Here is a 21943-nt window from a genome sequence, read left to right on the forward strand (position 1 = left end):
TAGTTTCATATTATAATTTAAAATAGTCTTTTTATATTTTATAAAACTAAAATAGTAATAAAAAAGTAATTTTGTTTTCAAGTGGATCAAAGTATTGGTTGCCTATTAAGAATGGATATTATAAAATTGAGCAACTAAATTAATAAGATATTGGTAAATATGAAATGAGAAGTTTTTATTATTAAGGAAATATTATAGAAATGTGGGTATATATAGTATTAAAAAGTTAATGCTATTAATTGAAAAATGATATATACTTAATAAAGAGAAACGCTATATAGATGCTATGTTAGTGATTTAGCATTTATTTGCGTTTCTTTTTTTATTTTAACTACAAAGGAGAAAATATGTTATTTAAAGATTTAGATATAATAAAACCAATTTTAAGAGCAGTGGAAGAGGCGGGATATGAAAAGCCTACTGAAATACAAGAGAATTCAATTCCTGTAGTATTAAAAGGAAAAGATATTTTAGGATGTGCACAAACAGGAACTGGTAAGACTGCTGCTTTTGCAATTCCAATATTACAAAATATAGTTGCTGATAAGGAAAAAAATAATGATAGAAATATAAAAGCTTTAATTGTAGCACCTACAAGAGAGTTAGCTATTCAAATAGAAGAAAGTTTTGCTGAGTATTCTAAGTATTTAGATATAAAAGATACAGTTATATTTGGTGGAGTAAATCAAAGTTCTCAGGTTAGAAAGATAAAAGCTGGTATAGATATATTAGTTGCAACTCCAGGGAGACTTTTAGATTTAGCAAATCAAAAACATGTTGATTTAAAAAATGTAAAATATTTTGTTCTTGATGAAGCAGATAGAATGCTTGATATGGGAATGATTCATGATGTAAAGAAAATAATATCAAGACTTCCGAAGGAAAGACAAAATCTATTATTTTCAGCTACTATGCCAAAGGAAGTAATGAAACTTGTAAATTCTATTTTGAATAATCCTGTAAAAGTGGAGGTTCAGCCAGTTTCTTCAACTGTTGAAATTATTTCACAAGGTGTATATCATGTACCTAAAAAGAATAAAAAGTCATTACTTACACATTTATTAAAGGATGAAAGTATAAAATCTGTAATAGTATTTTCAAGAACTAAACATGGAGCAAATAAAATAGCAAAAGATCTTGAAAAAGCTGGAATAACAGCTGCAGCTATTCATGGAAATAAATCTCAAAATCAAAGACAGTTGGCATTAAATAATTTTAAAGAAGGAAATATAAGAGTATTAGTTGCTACTGATATTGCAGCTAGAGGTATAGATATTGATGAATTATCTCATGTTATAAATTATGATTTGCCAGATGTAGCTGAAACTTATGTGCATAGAATTGGGAGAACAGGAAGAGCAGGATCTTCAGGGATTGCTATAACATTCTGTGATGAAGAAGAAAAGGAGATGTTTAGAAATATTGAAAAGCTTATAGGAAAATCTATTCCGGTGTTAGCAGAAGGGGAATATGAAATAATTAAACCAATAGTTAACGTAGAACACAGGGGAAATAATAATTCAAGTAATAGAAGTAATAAAGGAAATAGTAAAGTAAATAGAAAGAAGACAGGAAATCATAGAGAAAAAAGGTATATCAAAAATAAACCTAAAAATAATAAATAAAAGTGAAAAGGTGTTGTAGTATACATGAACTATAACACTTTTTATATATTATATAAAAATGAGTAAAGGTAGTAATTACTAAAAAGGTTTTAGTTTAAAATAATTTTAGAAAAGGTGGGGACAATTACGGAAAATAAAGTGTATAAAGAATTAAATAAAGATTATAGATATTTAAATAATTATATAGTAGCTATGGAAAAGTCATTATTTGAGGATGCCAATATATCAATATCAAAGGCAAAAATATTTTCAGAAAATTTATCGCAAGAGGTAGCTAAGCTTGAAAGTTTAGGATTGCTTATGGGAATGAATCAGAATGATAGATTAAAAGAGTTAGATAGTAAAACGAATATAGATAAAAATGGACTAGAAATATTTAACAAAATAAGAAGAATAATTAATATAGCCTCTATAAATACTGGAGATAATACTGAATCAGCGTTATTATTACATAGATGCTCCTATGATTTAACTTGTTGGTTTGTTAATAAGTATATAAATAAGGAATTTAAGATTGAAGAATACATAATTCCAAGAGTTAAGTTATAAATTAGTTATACATTATTTTGAAAGATATAAGTAAAGGATTTATAAATTATATTAAAAATAAATAAAAAGTTTGTAATATAATAAATAGTATGTTATACTAAATGAGTAGCAAAAATGCTAACAAAAAAATAGGTTTCATTTGGATAGGTAGTTTCTCGTAAATTAGGGATTATATTATCGATTTAAAATCTTTTAATTTTAGGAGGAATAATTATGACAGATAAGACACTTGTATGCAGAGATTGCGGAGCTGAATTCGTATTTACAGTAGGAGAACAAGAATTCTACAAAGAAAAAGGATTCGATAACGAACCTGTAAGATGTATTGCTTGCAGAAGAGCTAAAAAAGAACAAAGTAGAAGATAATTTTAGATTATTATAAGCTGTAGTTTTAAACTACAGCTTTTTTTAGTTTATATTTTGTTAATTCAAGATTAGTATACTATAAGTAAATTTTAATTAATCTAAATTAACTTACCTTTATGGGTGAGAGGTAATAGTGAGTTTTTCTTTAAATAAACAGAGAATGTTAAATGTGGTGTTAGATTATGTTATAATTTTTATATTAATGAATTAATAAGAGGATGATATCATGGATGAAAAAACAAATGTAATGAGAATTTTAGAACAGAAAAAAATTAAACATGAAACACACAGTTATGTTGGAACAGGAGCCGTAAGTGGGAGTGAAGTTGCATCAGCATTGAGCCAAAATCCAAAGCGTGTGTTTAAAACATTAGTTACTGTTGGTAAAAGTAAGAATAATTATGTATTCGTAATACCAGTTGAAAAAGAGTTAAATTTAAAAAAAGCAGCAAAGATAGTTGGTGAAAAATCTATAGATATGTTAAAATCAAAAGATTTATTATCTTTAACAGGATATATTCATGGTGGATGCTCACCAATTGGAATGAAAAAGTTTTTTAAAACTGTTATAGATATTTCAGCTGAAGATTATGACACGATTATATTTAGTGCTGGAAAAATTGGATATCAAGTAGAAATGTCTCTTTCTGAGCTTTCAAAAGTAATAAGATTCACTACTGCAGACATTATATAAATTATGCATAAATTTAGTTAGTAGTTAAGGATCAAATTGCTAGTAGTTTTTTTTGGTTATATATTTTTAGAATTCAGTTAGCTGAATTTATTCCTTAACTACTAACTGAAAAAAGTGAACAACACTTTTTTTAGTTAAACAATTGCTTGAGAATCAGATTTGATGAAGCTTAATAGTGATTCGGAATCTTTATAACCTTTATTATAAAGTTGTAGTAAATTTTCTGCTTTTTTAGTTAATGTATTTACACCACAGCAATCAGCAGGAGCTATTATTAAAGCTTTGTTTTGAGATTGATATTTTAATGCTATTTCAATACCCTCGTTATATTTTTTATGTCTATTAAGAAGTTTTTGAGAAGCAATTGGATAAGTTTTATTAAGTAATTTTGCTAATATTCTATCAGTTTTATCAGGTTCATCAAAGCCAACAGGCTTAGTAAGTATAAGTACTATTTTATCACATCCATCATTAATAGCTTTTTTTATAGGAAGAGGGTCTGAAAGGCCACCATCAAAATAATTAATACCATCAATAGTGTAGGGCTTACAAACAATAGGTATACAACAAGAAGCTTTAAAAACATCATAGTCATCCTTAGATAATGAACTTTTATCAAAATAAATAGTATCTCCGGTTAATGAATTAGTAGCTACAATTTTAAAAATACTATTTGATTTTATAATTCCATCATAATTAAGGGGGTTTTCACAATTAGAATTTGAAAGTCCACTATAAACATAATCTAAATCAATATAAGAACCATTCCTAAAAAGGTTGTGAAAGCTCATATATTCTTTTCTAAAAATGTATTCAGAGTAAAACTTTAAGTTTCGTCCCTTTTGTTTTCCTAAAAATGATGCAATATTAGCACTTCCAGCAGAAACACCTATTCCATAATCAAAATTAATATTATTATCTAGGCAAAAATCAAAAACTCCTGCGCCATATATTCCTCTAAGTCCACCACCTACATCAATAACTCCTATCAAAGATATAACCTCCTTTAATAAAATTCCAAAAATAACCATAAAGATATTTTATATCATTAAATTTAAATAGTAAATAATTTGAAATATTTAGGGGATTTGTAATATGGAAAGGGTTGAGGAATGCTAGTGTTATATTGTACCATTTAAGTAGTAATAAATAATTAAATATATTATTAAAATAATTAGGAGATAAGATATTAAAAGCTGATTTTTAATTTGATGAATTAACGATATATTACTAATATATATTATGTGAAATGGTAATTGGTTATTATAATGCAAATACAAGATAAAGAATGGGTATTGGAGGAGAGAGTAGATTAATAATGAGAAAATATGATATAAAGGATAAATATAAGAAGATTAATAAATGTCTTGATATTATAGGATTAATTTTAGCTGTAGCATTAGTAATTATGACTTTTATATACTGGGGAAAGGCACCAGATATAATACCAACTCATTACAATTTTAAGGGGGAAGTTGATGCTTATGGTTCTAAAAATACAATATTTATTTTGTTGCCTATAGCATTAATGAGTTATATAGGAATAGCAATTTTATCTAAGTTTCCACAGGTATATAATTATCCGGTTGAAATAAATCCAAGAAATAAAGAAAAGCAATATTTAATGGCAAGTACTTTTATTAGGGTACTAAATGTAGAAACAATAGCAATTTTCTTTTATATTCAAATGAGTATATCAACAGCAATGAGTAGTGGTAAAAATTTATCAATAATATTTTTGCCTATATCTTTATTTATCTTATTTGGTAGCATTGGATTTTATATTTATAAAGCTATTAAGTATAAATAGTAAAAAGTGAAGTAGAAAAATAAATCTACTTCACTATGTAAGAATAGAAAGTAATGCAGTAAGTTATAATAAAGAAATGATACCACTTAGTGAAAGTATAAAGTATGCTGTAGCACCGTTAAAAGTAAGTGCTAATGATAAAAATCAAAGTATAGAGTTAGCGCTTAATAGTGAAGGATATTATTTTCATGATAAAAAGTGGATTGCTGAAGGCTTAAGTAATATAATAAAAAATGCTATAGAGCATACTAGTATTGATGGGGAAATTAAAATTATTCTTGAAGAAACACCTATGTCTATTAGTATTACAATAGGCGATAATGGTGAAGGTATAGATGAATGTGAACTTAAAAATATATTCAAGAGGTTTTATAAAGGAAAAAATTCTATAAATCCTAAGAGTATAGGAATTGGATTATCACTAAGTAAAAAGATAATGGAAGCTCATGGTGGAAGTATAAATGTAAAAAGTGAGCTTGAAAAAGGTACAATTTTTAATATAATATTCTTGAAAGTAATAGTATAAGGAGAAGAACATGACAAAAGATAAAGTTGAAAAATTAATGGAAAGCTATGATACATTAGTAGAATTAGGAGTAATATTTCACTATGGTAGTGAAGAAATAGAACAAGGAGAAATTACTAGTATCGAATTTACTGAAGATGATACTGTTAAGATTGAATTGGATGAATTTACTGAGGTTGAAGTTAATTTAGAAGATTTTATAGAAAATCACACTAAAGAAGGAAATAACTATCATACTTGGAATGTAAGTAGAGAGTTTGATAATTTATTAGAATCTTAATAAAAAATGCACACCATTTTATAGGTGTGCATTTTTTATATTAATTAGTAATAACATCTTCTTCATTTTCTATTTTAGATTCTTCATTTTTAAGTTTGACTGATTCCATATGCCAACGCCCTTTATCATCTTCGATAAAAGTTCCAATTAAATAAGTCTCTTTGTAAGGTTTTTTATAAGCAAATCCATAAGCTTCTATTTCAACAGTATTATTAGTTTTAGATAATACAGAAAAAGAATCAACTTCAATAAGTCTAAGATCTTTATCTTTCCAATGTGTAAAATAATAATCTAGAGAATAAATAAAATCAGAACATCTGAAATATACATACATATTTTTTATGGAGGTTCCTATAATAAGTAGTGATAGCAATATAATACAGAGTGTTGCAAACTTTTTAGTTTTTTGAATACGTAGTTTTTTACTGCGTAATTTTTTACTACGTAATTTAATTACATTTTTATTTTTTAATGTATTTACAGTATCCATAAAGCTACCTCCATTAAAGAAACTATATATTTATATATTACCATAATATGTAAATAAGTAAAGAAAATATTGTATATTTAATACACTAAACTTATAATGAAGATACAATAAATTAAAATACAAATTAAAAAAGATAAAGATAAGTAAAAGGAGAATATTATTATGGATTATTCAAGCTTAATATTAATGGAAAAAGATAAAGAAACAGGTTTTGTAGTTAAGGAAATTGGAAGTTACAATGTATCTGAAGGTGCAGAGTATATAAAAAGCTTTTACGTTTTAGATGATAAAGTTTATATAAAATTTGATACAAATAAAGATGTTGAAGAATGGGAATACTCTGCAATATATGATGTATTTAATATGAACTTATTTGAAGAAGAAGGATTTGAAATTGAAGAGGTTGAAGATGAATATAATCCTACATATTTAGTAAAATTTAAATATGAGGATAATCGTGAGTACATAAGTGAAAAATTAGCATTATGTATTGATTTAATCGAAGAAGCAATGGAAAAAGCTTTTAGTGACATTGAAGGCAAAGAAGAAGAGTATAATTAGAAGGGAGGAGCCTATAAAGATAGGCTAGGAATTGATATGGAAAGTAAGGTTGTGAAGAAAAGAGAGGAAATACAAGAAAAGGATAAGTGGACTGTAAATGAAATTTATTCTAGTGATGAGGCTTGGGAAAAGGAGTATAAGGAATTACAAGAAGAAGCTCCCAAACTAAAAGAATTTGAAGGCAAATTAGGAGATGGCAAAACTTTAATTGAATATTTTGAAGTAAACGAAAAAATTTCAAGAAAAGCAGAAAAAGTATATATATATGCTCATTTAAGAAGTGATGAGGATACTAGTAATACAACTTATCAAGCAATGATGAATAAAATAGATGCATATATGGCTGAATATGCAACATACACAGCTTATGTTGTACCAGAAATTTTATCACTTCCAGATGGAACAATTGAAAAGTTAATGAATGAATATAAGGAATTAGAACCTTATAAATTCTTATTGGAAAATATATTAAAAGAAAAACCACATGTATTGAATAAGCAAGAAGAAGAATTATTGGCTGCTGCTTCAGATTGTTTAGATGCACCGTCAGCAATACACAATATAATGACTAATGCAGATATGAAGTTTGGAAATATCAAAGATGAAGATGGAGAAGTAGTTGAATTAACAGAAGGGAATTATTCTTCATTTATAAAATCAAAAGATAGAGAAGTTAGAAAAGTAGCATTTGAAAAACTATTTGGTGAATATAAAAATTTTGAAAATACATTGGCAACAACATTATCTAGTTCTATTAAGGTATTTAACTTTGGGGCAAAAGTAAGACATTATAATAGTGCATTAGAAGCATCATTAAAGCCTAATGATATTCCATTAGAAGTTTATACTAATGCAATTGCAACTATAGATAAAAATTTATCATCACTTCATAGATATGTAGCATTAAAGAAAAGACTATTAGGTGTTGATGAAATGCATATGTATGACTTATATGTTCCAGTTATTGAAGTGCCTAAAGAAAGAGTGGAGTTTGATAAAGCCGTTGAAATGGCAGTAGAAGGGTTACAACCTTTAGGTAAAGAATATTTAGACATATTCCAAGGTGGAATAAATGATGGATGGATAGATAAGTATATTAATAAAGGAAAGCGTGGAGGAGCTTATTCGTGGGGTGGATATGATACTAAGCCATATGTTTTATTAAATTATAACTATGAACTTAATGATGTATCAACATTAGTACATGAAATGGGTCATTCAATACATTCTTATTATTCAAGAAAAGAACAAAGTTATTATTATGCTGGATATACTTTATTCTGTGCTGAAGTTGCATCAACAACAAATGAAGCATTATTGATCCACCATTTAATAAATAAAGAAACTGATAAAAAGAAAAAGCTTTATTTAATAAATCAAGAATTAGAGCAAATAAGAACTACAGTATTTAGACAATTAATGTTTGCAGAATTTGAATTATATACACATGAAAGTTTTGAAAAAGGTATTCCACTAACTGCAGAAGATTACAATGCAAAGTGGCATGAACTAAATGTTAAATATTTTGGCCCAGATATGGTAGTTGATAATGATATCGATATTGAATGGGCAAGAATACCACATTTTTATAGTGATTTTTACGTATATCAATATGCAACTGGTTATGCAGCAGCTTCAGCATTTGCTAAGAGTATATTAAATAATGAACCTAATGCAGTTGAGAAATATGTTGGATTCCTAAAGAGTGGTGGAAGTGATTATCCAATAGAAATTTTAAAGAAGGCAGGGGTAGATATGACTACATCTAAGCCTTTAGAAGCAACAATTGACAGATTTAATGAATTGTTAGATATGTTAGAGAAAGAAATATAAGTATGAATAAATTAGAAAAAACATTATTTGAGGATTTAACCAAACAGGCTGGATTTTACATTAAGGATTATTATAGTGAATATTTAAAAAATAATAAATGGATTGCTATAATGGAAAATAAAGATTTTATTTATGCAGTTATAGTATGTAAGGATAATGAAAGTAATTTTGAATATTACGAAGCAAGGGCCTTTCTAGAAAAGCATTATTCTTTAAGGATAGTACTTAATGTAGTAATTTGTGCAATAGGAGAATATGAATCATTTATTCATCAGGGATATAATAAAATAATTTATTCAGAAAAAGAACAACAAGTAGTTTACAGCGATAATAGCTGTAAACCACTTGTTTCTATTCTTAATAATAGTAAACAAAAAGAAATAAAGAAAAAGTTAAAATATAAGGATAATCTAATCACATATATATTAATTGCTATAAATGTTTTAATATATTTATTAACAGCAATTACATCTAGAAATATATATGATATAGATTCATATACTCTTTTAGTATTTGGTGCAAAGGTAAATGAATTAATAAATAATGGACAACCGTGGAGGTTAATAACATGTGCCTTTTTACATGGAGGATTAGCTCACATAGCATTTAATATGTATGCATTAAAAATAATTGGTTCAGAGGTAGAGTATGCTTATGGTAAGATTAAATATATCGGAATATATTTAATTTCAGCTATAGGAGCTAGCTTGTTTAGCTATATATTTAATTCAGACTCTATAAGTGTAGGAGCATCTGGAGCAATATTTGGCTTATTTGGAGCCATGCTTATGTTTGGAATTGAAAATAGAGACAGAATAGGAAAAGAGTATATAATAAATTTATTTAAGGTTATAGTTATAAATATTATAATAGGTGTAACAATAAGTAATATAGATAATTCAGCTCATATAGGTGGATTAATATTTGGAATGATTTCAGCGCTCATATTAAAAAATAAGAAAATATACTAATTTTCAAAGGAGTTTTCTAATGAGATTTGTCAAAGATAAGGCTCTTATAATAAATATAATCACAATGGTAATATTAATAATTACAGCAGTATGCAATTTCATATTTTATGATGGAAGTAAGTTATTTAGAATAGGGTTAATGGCAGTAGCATTATGGCTTATGTATTTTGTTTATAAAAAAACATTTTTAAGAAAATCGAGAATAAGTTTTTATTTAATATTTTCTTTTATAGTTGGATCAATGTATTTAGGAAATGTTTTTAATTTTTATGAAATAATTCCGATGTATGATAAAATATTACATTTATTATCGGGAATTATTGTAGGAATGATAGGGTTTATATTGTTTTTACATATAACTGATGGAAAAGGAATGAGCACATGTAAAAGATATGCACCGGTGTTATTTTCTATTATATTTTCTATAGCAGGAGCGGCTGTTTGGGAAATATGGGAATTTTCAACGGATCAATTATTTGGTTTTTTATCACAAAATAATAGTTTGCATGATACTATGTGGGATATTATTTGTGGTTCTATAATGGGGATTATTTCAAGTATACCAATTTATTTATATATTAAAGGTAGAAAAATTAAATATATAGAAAAAATAATTGAAGAGATGAAGCAATAAATGAAAAGTAAAAATAATGGGTTAATTTCATTATTTTTACTTTTTTGCTTCGTTATTAAGAAAAACTTAAGGAAATTTATAAGTAATTGTTAACAAAAAATTAACTCTTTATAAAATATATATTATATAATATAGTTATGGAAAGAATATTAATAAGGGCAAAAATACTATGGGGGATGAAATGGTTGAATATTTTAGAAAAAATAGATAAAAGAGCATTGGAGTACATAAGTGAAAAGTGTAAAACAAAGACACTTGACAAAGTTATGCCTATTATAACGATGATGGGTAATTTAGGAATTATATGGTTTATAATATCAACATTATTAATTTTAAAGGTTGAGTATAGGGTTGTTGGTATTGGAGTAATTTTAGCATTAGCATTAACAACAATAATTGGAGAAGGGGTAATTAAACATATAGTGAAAAGAAAAAGACCCTTTGAAGAAAATGAAGAAGATTTATTAATTAATAAACCAATAACATATTCATTTCCATCAGGACATACAGCTTCTTCATTTGCTGCATTAGCCGTATTTATTCAAATGAATAGTAAGTTAGGATTAATAGTAAGTCCAATTGCAACTTTAATTGCATTTTCGAGAGTTTATTTAAAGGTTCACTATCCTACTGATGTTATATTTGGAATGATGCTAGGATTTACATGTGGTATAAGCGTAGTAGGGTTTATGGGTAGGATAGTATTTTAATATTTAATTTTATGATATAATGGTTAATTGACTAATTAAGTAAATTTAATTGTTAGGGGGACTTTAAATGAATATTCTTATTTTGTCTGCATCTACTGGAGGCGGACATATGAGGGCATCTAAAGCAATAGAGGGTTATATGACCCAACAAAATAAAGATATTAATGTGAAAATTGTAGATAGTTTATTATATATTAGTCCGATATTAAATAAAACAATAACATCAGGATATGTATATTTAGCAACCAAAACTCCTAAATTATATGGAAAGCTATATGATTTAACAAATAAGGAGCATAGGCTAGCAAACTTTGTTACAAGATTAAATAACATATTTGCTAATAAGCTTTTACCATTAATAGATGATTTTAGACCGGATGTAATAATTACTACACATCCATTTCCAACAGAAATGGTTTCAAGATTAAAATCAAAAGGAGAAATAAATATACCATTAATTTGTATAATGACAGATTATGCACCTCATAAGGCATGGATAAACAAGAAAGTTGATGCTTATATTGTTGCTAATGATGATATGGTAGGAAAAATGATTAATGAAGGTGTAGATGTTAATACTATTTATCCATATGGAATACCTATAGATGAGATATTCTTTGAAGAAAAGGAAAAGCAATTAGTACTAGAAGAATTAGGATTTGATAAATCATTGCAAACTATTTTGATGATGGCAGGGAGCTTTGGTGTAACTAATGTATTTGATGTATATGAAAATATAATAGATATTGATTTAGATTTTCAAATTATTTTAGTTACAGGAAGAAATCAGAAGCTATATAACAATTTTGAAAAGGTAATAGATGATAGTCCTAAAAAGACTAAATTAATATATTTTACTGATGAAATCAATAAGTATATGCAGGCCTCTGATATAATCATTACTAAACCAGGGGGATTAACTGTTACAGAAGCTTTAGCATGTAACATACCAATGGCTGTGTTTGATGCTATACCAGGTCAAGAAGAGGAAAATGCAGAGTTCTTATTAAAGCATAATATGGCGGTAAGAATTAAGGACGGAGATAGCTGTAGAAATTCTATAGTAGAATTGTTAAAAGATGAAGGCAAATTAGAAAATATGAAAGAAGCTTGTAAGTCTTTTGATAAAAATGATTCTACTAAAAATATATTTTTGTTAATAAATGAACTTATAGCTAATAATAATTTAATAGAAAATGATAATTAGCGTATATAAATTTAATATTCCTCTGTTGACTAGACAGAGGAATATTTATTTTTATATATTTTTTTATAAAATATTTAAAAAGTTTATTTGAGTTTTATTTAGATTGTAACTTATTTGAAATTGATATTTTAATAAAAATAAGATTAGGATAGTGGAAAAGTTAAAAAAGAAGATAAATAATTATATTTATATGGGAAAGATAAGTAAAATAGTGTAATATTATAATTGGTAATAAAATTTTAAGGGGGTAAACTTATGACAGGAAAAGAATATGTTTTAAGTGTATTAGAACAAGTAGAAAAGAGAAATAGTAATGAAAAGGAATTTTTGGATGCAGTAAAAGAGGTTGCGCTTTCTTTAGTACCAGTATTTGATAAACATCCAGAATATATCAGAGAGGGTTTACTAGAAAGAATTGTAGAACCTGAAAGACAAATAATGTTTAGAGTACCTTGGGTTGACGATGCCGGAAATGTACAAGTAAATAGAGGTTATAGAATTCAATTTAATAGTGCAATAGGGCCTTATAAAGGTGGATTAAGATTCCATAAAAGCGTTAATGCAAGTATAATTAAATTTTTAGGATTTGAACAAATATTTAAGAATTCATTAACTGGTTTACCTATAGGTGGAGGAAAAGGTGGATCTGACTTTGATCCTAAAGGAAAGTCAGATAGAGAAGTAATGAGATTCTGTCAAAGCTTTATGGCTGAATTATGTAAGCATATTGGTTTAGATACCGATGTACCAGCAGGAGATATTGGTGTTGGTGGTAGAGAAATTGGTTATATGTATGGATATTATAAGAAAATAAGAAATGCAAATGATCAAGGTGTTTTAACAGGAAAAGGATTATCTTATGGTGGAAGCTTAACAAGAACTGAAGCAACTGGATATGGTTTAGTTTACTTCACAGATGAAATGATGAAGGATAATGGACTTTCTTTAGAAGGGAAAACAGTTGTAATTTCAGGATCAGGAAATGTTGCTATATATGCAACTCAAAAAGCAACAGAATTAGGGGCAAAAGTTGTTGCGTTAAGTGATTCAAATGGATATATTTATGATGAAAATGGAATTAACCTTGATGCTGTGAAAGAAATTAAGGAAGTTAAAAGAGGAAGAATAAAAGAGTACTTAGATTATGTTCCTACAGCAAAATATACTGAAGGATGCAGAGGAATCTGGACTATTAAATGTGACGTGGCTCTTCCTTGTGCAACACAAGGAGAAATAGATGCAGAATCAGCTAAAATATTAGTTGAAAATGGAACTAAAGTTGTTGCTGAAGGTGCAAATATGCCATCAACATTAGATGCTATTGAAGTATTACAAAGTAATGGAGTATTATTTGGGCCAGCAAAAGCTGCTAATGCAGGTGGAGTTGCTTGCTCGGCTTTAGAAATGTCTCAAAATAGTATGAGAATGGCTTGGACATTTGAAGAAGTAGATGCTAAGCTTAAGAGTATTATGATTAATATTTATAATAATTCTGCAGCTGCAGCTAAAGAGTATGGGCATGAAGGCAATATCTTAATGGGAGCTAATATAGCAGGATTTAAGAAAGTTGCTGATGCTATGATGGCACAAGGAATTGTATAATAATTTGAGTTTATAATATATTTTTAAAAATCAAACTTTCATTTAGTGAAAACTATAAGAAAGTTTGATTTTTTTGCGTAAATAAAAAGTATATTAAATTGAATGAGATAGGAAAAAAGTAAAGACATGTTAAAAAAATGAAAATAAAATTTTTGAAATATTTATAATAAAAGAAAAAAGATTTGATGGGAAAGTTTGATTTTAATTTTAAATTATTTACTATAAAGTTTGTACTTATAGATTTTTTGAAATATAATGCATTAGTGTAAGTAAAATACTTTGTATTTTTAAATAATAAGGATAATATATAAATAAGTTAAGCAAATGAATTAAACTAAATTAAATTTTTGTAATGGCTAATTACTATATAATAGATTATAATTAAATACCGTGAAATATAAAGGATTTAAAATTAAATAAATAAAAAATTTCTTTTAAATAAAAAAATATGATAAAATTATAGGGTTAATAAAGAACATTAGTTTGATTTTGATATTAGGAAGCTATATAATTATATCTAAATTATTACTTAAATGTGAATAGGTTATAATTTTGGAGGTTTATATGAATAATGAAGTTAATAGTAAATATGATGTAACGGATTTGACATCTTTAGAAAAACTGGAGCCTGTAAGAGTAAGACCAGGAATGTATATAGGGTCAACTGGAACAAAGGGATTACATCATTGTATATGGGAGATTTTAGATAACTCCATAGATGAAATATCTAATGGATTTGGCGATAAAGCAACTATAATTATAAATAAAGATAAAAGTGTAACTGTTATAGATAACGGTAGAGGAATACCTACAGGAATTCACCCTGTTAAAAAGAAATCAGGGGTTGAAATGGTATTTACTGAATTACATACTGGTGGTAAGTTTGATAATAAAAATTATAAAACTTCTGGTGGATTACATGGTGTAGGTGCTGCAGTTGTAAATGCATTATCTAAATGGTTAGAAGTTGAAGTTCATCAAAATGGGAAAATTTATAAGCAGCGATTTGAATATGCTTATGATAAAGAATTAAAAAAAGATATGCCAGGGACAGCTGTTACAGCATTAGAAGTTGTAGGAAAGGCTAATGATACAGGTACAAGAGTAACATTTAAACCTGATAATGAAATATTTTCAACAACAGATTTTAAATTCGATATCATTGATGAAAGATTACAAGAATTAGCATTCCAAAATAAAGGAATAAGATTAGAGCTTATTGATAGTAGAAAAGATGAAGAAGTCAGAAAGGAATATTATTCAGAAAGAGGATTGCTTGATTTTATCGATTATTTAAATGAAAGTAAGACTCCGATTCATGCAACTCCTATTTTATTTGAAGGAGAAAGAGCAATAAATAATATTTCAATGTATGGTGAAGTTTGTATGCAGTTTACAGACTCTACAACTGAATATATTGCAAGTTATGTTAATAATATTCCAACGACAGAAGCTGGAACTCATGAATCAGGCTTTAAGACAGGTATGACTAGAGCGTTTAAAGAATGGGCTAAAAAGTTAGGGCTTGTTAAGGAAAAAGATAAAGATTTTGAAGGTGATGATTTAAGAGAAGGTATGACAGCAATTGTTAGAATAAAAATAACTAATGCTGTTTTTGAAGGCCAAACTAAAACTAAACTTGGAAGTTCTGAAGCTTATACTATGATGAATGATTTAGCTTATACTAAGCTTTGTGAATGGATAGAAGATAATAAAGAGGTTGCTTCAAGTCTTATAAATAATGCACTTGCAGCTGCGCAAAGAAGAGAAAAAATTAAGAAGATTAATGAAGCTGAAAAGAAAAAAATAGGTAAAGGTACTGCACCATTAGCAGGAAAAGTTGCAGTATGTACTTTAAAAGATAATACTGTTAATGAATTTATCGTAGTTGAGGGAGATTCTGCGGGAGGATCGGCAAAGCAAGCTAGAGATAGAAGATTCCAAACTATTATGCCTTCTAAAGGTAAGATAATGAATACTGAAAAGCAAAAGCTTGAAAATGTACTAGCATCTGAAGAGCTTAAAATATTTAATACAGCTATTGGAACAGGGACTTTAGATAATTATAAAGAAGAAGATTTAAAATACGATAAAATAATTATTATGAGTGATGCTGATGTAGATGGATTCCATATTAGAACTTTATGGATGACTTATATTTATAGATATATGAGACCTTTAATAGCAAATGGTCATCTTTATTTGGCACAACCTCCTTTATATAAAGTTTATAAAACTACTAAAGGAAAAGAAATATCTAAATATGCATATAGTGATGAAGAACTAGAAAAAGTTAAGAAGGAAATAGGAAAAGGTGCTTTAATACAAAGATATAAGGGATTAGGAGAAATGAATCCAGATCAGCTTTGGGATACAACTTTAAATCCAGAGACACGAACACTTTTCCAAGTTACTATTGAAGATGCTGCAAAGGCAGAGAAAATGGTATCACTTCTTATGGGAGATGTAGTTGAACCAAGAAAGAATTATATGTATAAGTATGCAGAGTTTTAAAGCAAGGAAGGAGATAAATTATGGCTAAGAAGGTACATAATATACCAAAAGATAATAATATTTTACGAATACCAATTGAAGAGGCAATGCCAGACAATTATCTTCCATATGCTGTTGAAGTAGCAAAAGATAGAGCACTTCCAGATGTAAGGGATGGGTTGAAGCCTGTTCATAGAAGAATTCTTTATGGATCATATTTATTAAAAGCTTTTCCAGATAGACCATACTATAAGTCGGCTAGAATAGTTGGGGATGTATTAGGTAAATTCCATCCTCATGGGGATTCATCTGTTTATGATGCAATGGTACTTATGGCTCAAGACTTCTCTACTAGAGAGCCATTATTTGATGGACATGGAAACTTTGGTTCTATGGATGGTGATGGAGCTGCGGCTATGCGTTATACAGAAGCAAGGCTTTCACCAATAGCTATGGAAATGCTAAAAGATATTGAAAAAGAAACAGTAGATATGGTTCCAAACTATTCAGATAGTGAAATGGAACCAAAGGTTTTACCAGCGAGATATCCTAATCTTTTAGTTAATGGTACTTTTGGAATAGCGGTTGGATTAGCTACTAATATTCCACCACATAATTTAGGTGAAGTTACTGATGGGGTTTTAGCGTATATAGATAATCCAGAAATAACTACAAAAGAGCTTATGGAGTATATAAAGGCACCAGATTTACCAACAGGTGGTGTGCTGATAGGTAAAAATTCATTATTATCTGCATATGAAACAGGAGAAGGTAAGGTTACATTAAGAGCAAAGACAGAAATTGAAAAGCTTGAAAATGGACGTTATGGAATTGTAATAACAGAATTCCCTTATAGAAGAAATAAATCAAAGATTCTTCAAACGATATCTGAAATGACTGGAGATAAAAGACACCAAAAGGCTTTAGAAGCAATTACAGATATTAGGGATGAATCAGATAGAACTGGTATTAGAGCTGTTGTTGAGTTGAAAAAGGCAGCAGATTATGATACAGCAGATAAGATATTAAAATATTTATTTAAAAAGACTGATTTACAGTGCAATGTAAGCTTTAATATGGTGGCTTTAGCAAATGGAAAGCCACAAACTATGGGATTAAAGACAATAATAACTCATTATGTTAATCATCAAAAGGATATAGTTACAAGAAGAAGTATAAAAGAGCTTGCAATGGCAGAAAAAAGATTCCATATAGTTGAAGGGTTCATTAAAGCAATTGATGTTTTAGATGAAATAATTAAGACTATTAGAGAATCAAAATCTAAAAAGGATGCAGGAATTAACCTAGTTGAAAAGTTTGGATTTACAGAAATGCAAGCAGAAGCTATTTTAGAACTTATGCTTTATAGATTAACAGGTCTTGAAATAAAAGTGTTCCAAAAGGAATATGCAGAACTTGAAAAAACTATAAAGAGGTTAAGAAAAATATTATCTGATGAAAAGACTCTTTTAAATGTTGTAAAAACTGAATTAAAAGAAATAACTGATAAATATAGAAATCCTAGAAGAACTATGATAGTTGAAGATGATAGTGAAGCTAAAATTGATTTACAAGAGCTTATTGTAGTTGAAGATGTTATGGTTACTTTATCAAAAGATGGATTTATTAAGAGAATTCCAGTTAGGACTTATCAAAGATCTAATGCAAAGGCAGAAGATATTGAATATAGAGAGGGAGATGAACTTAAATTCTTATTTAAGTCTAATACTACTGAAAATATTCTATTATTTACTGATAAGGGAAATATGTATCAAGTTAAAGGTATAAATATTCCTGAAGGTAAGTGGAAAGAAAAAGGAGAAAGAATAGATTCTATAATTAAAACTTTAAATTGTGATGATGAAAAAATAGTTGAAGCTATATCAGTAGGAGTTTTAGATTCTAATAAGAGTGTTCAGTTTATAACTAATAGAGGTATAATCAAAAAGAGTACTTTAGATAAATTCCAAACTAATTACAGTAAAATTCAAGCTATTAAATTAAAAGAAAATGAATTTGTATTAGATATAGAGATTTTAGATAATAATGAAGAAAAAGAATTCTTAAAAGTAGAAACTAAATTAGGATTAAAATTTAGCTTAGAACTTCCTAAGATAGAAGATACACCTAGAAATATTTTAGGTACACAATTATTCAATCTAATAGAAAGTGATGAAATAATTAAAGTTGAATATCTAAATGAATTTGAGTTTATGACATTTAGTGTTGGGGTAACGGCTAAAGGAAGTTTAAAAGGTTTTGCAAGAGCAAAAGCTAGTGATAGATTAAAGGTAAATACTGATTCTATAAGTACTTTATTATTATTTACTAATAAGGGGAATGTTTATAAGATACCATCATTCCTAATTTCAAATGTTGTTAAAGAAGAAATTTCATTAGAAAATATTATTGATGGATATTCTAAAAATGAAAAAATAATCGATGTGCATTCAATAAAGAATTTTGATGAAAGAAATATGGTTTATTTCTTTACTAAAAAGGGAATGATAAAGAAGACTTCGTTAAAAGAATATGATGGAAATTATTCAATATGGCAGGCCTATAAATTTAAATATGAAAATGATGAAGTAATTTCTGTATGTATTGAAGATTATTCTGAAAGTGAAGTATTAATAATAAGCAAAAAAGGTATGGCAATTAGATTCCTAAGTGATAATGTTAATCCAATGGGAAGAATAGCAGCAGGGGTTACTGGAATAAGTTTAAAAGAAGATGATGAAGTAATTTATGGTAAAATAATTGATATAACATCTAATAATAGCGATGAAATAGCTGTAGATACTAGCAGAAGTTTTGAAGTTGTTTTAATTACAAGTAGCAAAGAGAAAAAGACTATTTCAACTGAAGAAATAAGAATTCAAAATAGGGCAGGAAGAGGTACTAATGTTATGGTCATTAGCTTAGATGATGAAATAACAGAAGTGCAATTTAGTTAATAGTTTTGAGTTAGGAGTTAAAAGTTATATATGATGGATACTTGTTACAATAGTAAGAAGTTTTTAGATATTATATAACAAATAGGTATGCCTAATATAATGAATGTTAAAAAAGAAGTTCCTTAGGAGATTTCATTTATAACTCCTAACTATAAACTTATAACTATAAATTAATATAAAGGGGTGTTTTAAAATGAAAAAAGTTGCAGTTTTATTAGCAGAAGGCTTTGAAACTATTGAAGCATTAACAAGTGTAGATATTTTAAGAAGGGCAGGTGTTACTTGTACTACCTTTGGAATTAATGAAGTAGAAGTAACAACATCTCATTCAATTACAATAAGAGCTGATGAAGTTTTAAATGATGAAATTTATAATTATGATGTAGTGATATTGCCAGGTGGTATGCCAGGGGCTGTTAACTTAAGAGATAATGAAAAAGTGAATGAAATTGTAAAGAAATTTTATGATGAAGGTAAAATAGTTGCAGCAATTTGTGCAGGGCCAATTACATTTGGAAAATTAGGAATTGTGAATGGAAAAAATGCTACATGCTATCCTGGATTCGAAGATCAGTTAGTAGGATGCAACTATAAAGATGAACTTGTGGTTGTAGATGGAAACATAATTACAGGAAGAGGACCAGCAGCTGCTATACCATTTGCATTTGAAATATTAAATCATATATTACCAGAAAAGGTTGAACAAATTAAAAAAGCAATGCTTTTTAATAGTTAATAGTTTTGAGTTAATAGTTAAGAATTATGGAAATAAAGTCAGCTTAAGCTGACTTTATTTTTAACTACTAACTATTAACTATCAACTAAAGTAACGGGGGTGTTTTTTTGGAAAAATGGATGGTTAGAAACGTAAAGTTTGATACTGTAAAATTTGCACAACAATTAGGTATTAGTGATACAGTTGCAAAGCTTATGGTTAATAGGGGAATATATAATTTAGATATAGCAAAAGAATACCTAAGCTCATCTATAGGTGAACTTCATAATCCAACAGATATGCTTGGAATGAGCGGAGCAGTTGAATTAATGAGGAATAGTATTATTAAAGGTGAAAAAATACTTATAGTTGGAGATTACGATGTAGATGGCGTAATAAGTACATATGTCCTTTATACAGCTATAAGTAAATGTGGTGGAAATGTAAGTTTTCATATTCCTGATAGGATAAAAGAAGGATATGGAATTAATGAAAGTATAATTAAAAAGGCTAGTGAGGATAATATTGATATTATAATTACTTGTGATAATGGAATTGCAGCAATAGAACAAGTAAAGTTAGCTAAAGAATTGGGAATTAAAGTAATTATTACAGATCACCATGATGTACCATTTATTGAAGAAGATAATGTAAGAAAGTATGTAGTTCCAGAAGCTGATTATGTATTAAATCCTAAACAAGAAAATTGTAATTATGAATTTGATAAAATTTGTGGTGCTGGAGTAGCATATAAATTTGTACAATGTCTTTATAAAGAATTTAATATTCCTAATGAAGAGTTATATGATTTAATTCAATATGTAGCCATAGCAACGGTTTGTGATGTTGTTGATTTAGTTTCTGAAAATAGAATATTAGTTAAAGAGGGACTTAAAAGAATTAATAATACGAGTAATATAGGACTTAGAGCTTTATTTAAAGAAACTGGATTAGAAGGAAAGGAAATAACGGTTTACTCATTAGGATTCGTTATAGGACCTAGTATAAATGCATCAGGGAGGCTTGAACAGGCTGAATGGGCATTGAAGTTATTAATTACAAAAGATAAAAATGAAGCTGAAGAATTAGCTAAAAAATTAAATGAGTTGAATAAGGATAGGCAAGAACTTACTCAGACAGGATTAGAGGAAGCCATAAAGATAATTGAAGAAAACAATATGGCCAAAGATAAGGTGCTTGTTGTTTATTTAGAAGATGTTCATGAAAGTATTGCAGGTATAATTGCAGGTAGAATTAGAGAAAAATATAACTTGCCAACAATTATATTAACAAAGGCTCATGAAGGTGCTAAAGGATCTGGTAGGTCAATTGAAGAATATAATATGTTCGAGGAATTATTAAAGTGTAAAGATTTGCTTGGAAAGTTTGGTGGTCATCCAATGGCTGCAGGAATGTCTATTCCAAGTGAAAATATAGATAAATTTAGAGAAAAGCTAAATGAGGTAACAACATTAAGTGATGAAGATATTATACCAAAGGTATCAATTGATATGCCGCTTCCGATTAATAAAATAAATTATAAGTTAATAGATGAAATAGCATTATTAGAACCATATGGAAAGGGAAATCCAAAGCCTAATTTTGCTGTTAAAGGATTAATGGTTAAAGCGGCTAGGATTTTAGGAAAGAATAATAATGTTTTAAAATTAAATCTTACTGATGGATACTTAAATATAGACGGAATTTATTTTGGTGATATTGAAGTGGCCTTAGAAATAATTAAAAATAAATTTGGCGAGTATGAATATAATAAAATGCTTAATGGGCAGACTAATATGGTAAAAATAGATATAGTATATTTTCCAGATATCAACGAATATAATGGTAGAAAAAGTGTCCAGTTATTGATACAAAATATAAGGGTATAGTAGTTATAAAATCCAAATAATAAATAAAGGT

20 protein-coding genes are annotated in these 21943 nt (G+C 27.7%); 18 read left to right on the forward strand and 2 right to left on the reverse strand.

Features of this window, described 5'->3' with window-relative positions; translation table 11 throughout:
* Positions 1–347 precede the first annotated feature (347 nt).
* From ABUA17_RS01295 to ybaK, 4 genes are all read left to right on the forward strand, one after another.
* A complete protein-coding gene (locus ABUA17_RS01295) occupies positions 348–1625 on the forward strand; it encodes a DEAD/DEAH box helicase (RefSeq protein WP_349817938.1) in 1278 nt (425 codons plus the stop codon).
* A gap of 138 nt (positions 1626–1763) precedes the next feature.
* The gene (locus ABUA17_RS01300) at positions 1764–2174 is read left to right on the forward strand and encodes a hypothetical protein (RefSeq protein ID WP_042394500.1); all 411 of its coding nucleotides are present in this window, start codon (positions 1764–1766) and stop codon (positions 2172–2174) included.
* A 213-nt stretch (positions 2175–2387) separates the two neighbouring features.
* Complete coding sequence (locus ABUA17_RS01305) at positions 2388–2540, forward strand: zinc-ribbon domain-containing protein (protein WP_042394497.1); 153 nt, start codon at positions 2388–2390, stop codon at positions 2538–2540.
* Between the two features lie 226 nt (positions 2541–2766).
* Positions 2767–3234, forward strand: coding sequence for a Cys-tRNA(Pro) deacylase (gene ybaK / locus ABUA17_RS01310; protein ID WP_055274837.1), 468 nt, complete (start codon positions 2767–2769; stop codon positions 3232–3234).
* Positions 3235–3368: 134 nt separating this feature from the next.
* Here the strand turns inward: ybaK and ABUA17_RS01315 are convergent, their stop codons facing one another.
* Complete coding sequence (locus ABUA17_RS01315; protein ID WP_242858411.1) at positions 3369–4226, reverse strand: patatin-like phospholipase family protein; 858 nt, start codon at positions 4224–4226, stop codon at positions 3369–3371.
* A gap of 326 nt (positions 4227–4552) precedes the next feature.
* On the opposite strand from ABUA17_RS01315, the gene ABUA17_RS01320 reads away from it, so the two are divergent.
* The 3 genes from ABUA17_RS01320 (at position 4553) to ABUA17_RS01330 (ending at position 5850) form a co-directional block, all read left to right on the forward strand.
* A complete protein-coding gene (locus tag ABUA17_RS01320; protein WP_042394698.1) occupies positions 4553–5044 on the forward strand; it encodes a DUF1648 domain-containing protein in 492 nt (163 codons plus the stop codon).
* A gap of 76 nt (positions 5045–5120) precedes the next feature.
* Positions 5121–5570 (forward strand): sensor histidine kinase, encoded by a 450-nt coding sequence (locus ABUA17_RS01325; protein WP_052330574.1) that lies wholly within the window; start codon positions 5121–5123, stop codon positions 5568–5570.
* A gap of 10 nt (positions 5571–5580) precedes the next feature.
* Positions 5581–5850 carry a hypothetical protein gene (locus ABUA17_RS01330; RefSeq protein ID WP_042394368.1) on the forward strand — a complete coding sequence of 90 codons (270 nt, stop codon included), beginning with the start codon at positions 5581–5583 and terminating at the stop codon, positions 5848–5850.
* Between the two features lie 40 nt (positions 5851–5890).
* On the opposite strand, the gene ABUA17_RS01335 is transcribed toward ABUA17_RS01330, so the two are convergent.
* Positions 5891–6340, reverse strand: coding sequence for a hypothetical protein (locus ABUA17_RS01335; RefSeq protein WP_042394365.1), 450 nt, complete (start codon positions 6338–6340; stop codon positions 5891–5893).
* A 162-nt stretch (positions 6341–6502) separates the two neighbouring features.
* Between ABUA17_RS01335 and ABUA17_RS01340 the strand changes: the two genes are divergently transcribed.
* The 11 genes from ABUA17_RS01340 (at position 6503) to recJ (ending at position 21912) form a co-directional block, all read left to right on the forward strand.
* Positions 6503–6901: a DUF6762 family protein gene (locus ABUA17_RS01340; protein ID WP_042394361.1), complete on the forward strand. Its 399-nt coding sequence runs from the start codon at positions 6503–6505 to the stop codon at positions 6899–6901.
* Positions 6902–6937: 36 nt separating this feature from the next.
* Positions 6938–8734 carry an oligoendopeptidase F gene (pepF, locus tag ABUA17_RS01345; RefSeq protein ID WP_042394357.1) on the forward strand — a complete coding sequence of 599 codons (1797 nt, stop codon included), beginning with the start codon at positions 6938–6940 and terminating at the stop codon, positions 8732–8734.
* Positions 8735–8736: 2 nt separating this feature from the next.
* Positions 8737–9705, forward strand: coding sequence for a rhomboid family intramembrane serine protease (locus tag ABUA17_RS01350; RefSeq protein ID WP_349817937.1), 969 nt, complete (start codon positions 8737–8739; stop codon positions 9703–9705).
* Positions 9706–9724: 19 nt separating this feature from the next.
* Positions 9725–10339 carry a DUF2238 domain-containing protein gene (locus ABUA17_RS01355; RefSeq protein ID WP_042394351.1) on the forward strand — a complete coding sequence of 205 codons (615 nt, stop codon included), beginning with the start codon at positions 9725–9727 and terminating at the stop codon, positions 10337–10339.
* A gap of 176 nt (positions 10340–10515) precedes the next feature.
* Complete coding sequence (locus tag ABUA17_RS01360) at positions 10516–11049, forward strand: phosphatase PAP2 family protein (RefSeq protein ID WP_042394347.1); 534 nt, start codon at positions 10516–10518, stop codon at positions 11047–11049.
* A gap of 67 nt (positions 11050–11116) precedes the next feature.
* The gene (locus ABUA17_RS01365) at positions 11117–12256 is read left to right on the forward strand and encodes an MGDG synthase family glycosyltransferase (RefSeq protein ID WP_195949427.1); all 1140 of its coding nucleotides are present in this window, start codon (positions 11117–11119) and stop codon (positions 12254–12256) included.
* 255 nt (positions 12257–12511) lie between these two features.
* On the forward strand, positions 12512–13858 hold the full coding sequence (gdhA, locus tag ABUA17_RS01370; RefSeq protein ID WP_042394341.1) for an NADP-specific glutamate dehydrogenase: 1347 nt from the start codon (positions 12512–12514) through the stop codon (positions 13856–13858).
* Between the two features lie 564 nt (positions 13859–14422).
* Positions 14423–16372, forward strand: a complete 1950-nt coding sequence (locus ABUA17_RS01375) for a DNA gyrase/topoisomerase IV subunit B (RefSeq protein WP_055274846.1) — start codon at positions 14423–14425, stop codon at positions 16370–16372.
* A 20-nt stretch (positions 16373–16392) separates the two neighbouring features.
* Complete coding sequence (locus ABUA17_RS01380; RefSeq protein ID WP_195951362.1) at positions 16393–19308, forward strand: DNA topoisomerase IV subunit A; 2916 nt, start codon at positions 16393–16395, stop codon at positions 19306–19308.
* Positions 19309–19501: 193 nt separating this feature from the next.
* Positions 19502–20044, forward strand: coding sequence for a DJ-1 family glyoxalase III (locus ABUA17_RS01385; protein ID WP_055274851.1), 543 nt, complete (start codon positions 19502–19504; stop codon positions 20042–20044).
* Between the two features lie 119 nt (positions 20045–20163).
* The gene (gene recJ / locus ABUA17_RS01390) at positions 20164–21912 is read left to right on the forward strand and encodes a single-stranded-DNA-specific exonuclease RecJ (RefSeq protein ID WP_195955186.1); all 1749 of its coding nucleotides are present in this window, start codon (positions 20164–20166) and stop codon (positions 21910–21912) included.
* The last annotated feature ends 31 nt before the right edge of the window (positions 21913–21943 follow it).

Source organism: Clostridium sp. RTP31139st1_H3_RTP31139_211217, from assembly GCF_040227035.1.
Lineage (GTDB): Bacteria > Bacillota > Clostridia > Clostridiales > Clostridiaceae > Clostridium > Clostridium saudiense.

Bases quoted from the DNA above. Each gene is read 5' to 3' on its own strand.
- ABUA17_RS01295 (WP_349817938.1), top strand. From the start codon at position 348: ATGTTATTTAAAGATTTAGATATAATAAAACCAATTTTAAGAGCAGTG.
- ABUA17_RS01305 (WP_042394497.1), top strand. From the start codon at position 2,388: ATGACAGATAAGACACTTGTATGCAGAGATTGCGGAGCTGAATTCGTA.
- ybaK (WP_055274837.1), top strand. From the start codon at position 2,767: ATGGATGAAAAAACAAATGTAATGAGAATTTTAGAACAGAAAAAAATT.
- ABUA17_RS01320 (WP_042394698.1), top strand. From the start codon at position 4,553: ATGAGAAAATATGATATAAAGGATAAATATAAGAAGATTAATAAATGT.
- ABUA17_RS01325 (WP_052330574.1), top strand. From the start codon at position 5,121: ATGATACCACTTAGTGAAAGTATAAAGTATGCTGTAGCACCGTTAAAA.
- ABUA17_RS01330 (WP_042394368.1), top strand. From the start codon at position 5,581: ATGACAAAAGATAAAGTTGAAAAATTAATGGAAAGCTATGATACATTA.
- ABUA17_RS01335 (WP_042394365.1), bottom strand. From the start codon at position 6,340: ATGGATACTGTAAATACATTAAAAAATAAAAATGTAATTAAATTACGT.
- ABUA17_RS01340 (WP_042394361.1), top strand. From the start codon at position 6,503: ATGGATTATTCAAGCTTAATATTAATGGAAAAAGATAAAGAAACAGGT.
- pepF (WP_042394357.1), top strand. From the start codon at position 6,938: ATGGAAAGTAAGGTTGTGAAGAAAAGAGAGGAAATACAAGAAAAGGAT.
- ABUA17_RS01350 (WP_349817937.1), top strand. From the start codon at position 8,737: ATGAATAAATTAGAAAAAACATTATTTGAGGATTTAACCAAACAGGCT.
- ABUA17_RS01355 (WP_042394351.1), top strand. From the start codon at position 9,725: ATGAGATTTGTCAAAGATAAGGCTCTTATAATAAATATAATCACAATG.
- ABUA17_RS01360 (WP_042394347.1), top strand. From the start codon at position 10,516: ATGAAATGGTTGAATATTTTAGAAAAAATAGATAAAAGAGCATTGGAG.
- ABUA17_RS01365 (WP_195949427.1), top strand. From the start codon at position 11,117: ATGAATATTCTTATTTTGTCTGCATCTACTGGAGGCGGACATATGAGG.
- gdhA (WP_042394341.1), top strand. From the start codon at position 12,512: ATGACAGGAAAAGAATATGTTTTAAGTGTATTAGAACAAGTAGAAAAG.
- ABUA17_RS01375 (WP_055274846.1), top strand. From the start codon at position 14,423: ATGAATAATGAAGTTAATAGTAAATATGATGTAACGGATTTGACATCT.
- ABUA17_RS01380 (WP_195951362.1), top strand. From the start codon at position 16,393: ATGGCTAAGAAGGTACATAATATACCAAAAGATAATAATATTTTACGA.
- ABUA17_RS01385 (WP_055274851.1), top strand. From the start codon at position 19,502: ATGAAAAAAGTTGCAGTTTTATTAGCAGAAGGCTTTGAAACTATTGAA.
- recJ (WP_195955186.1), top strand. From the start codon at position 20,164: ATGGTTAGAAACGTAAAGTTTGATACTGTAAAATTTGCACAACAATTA.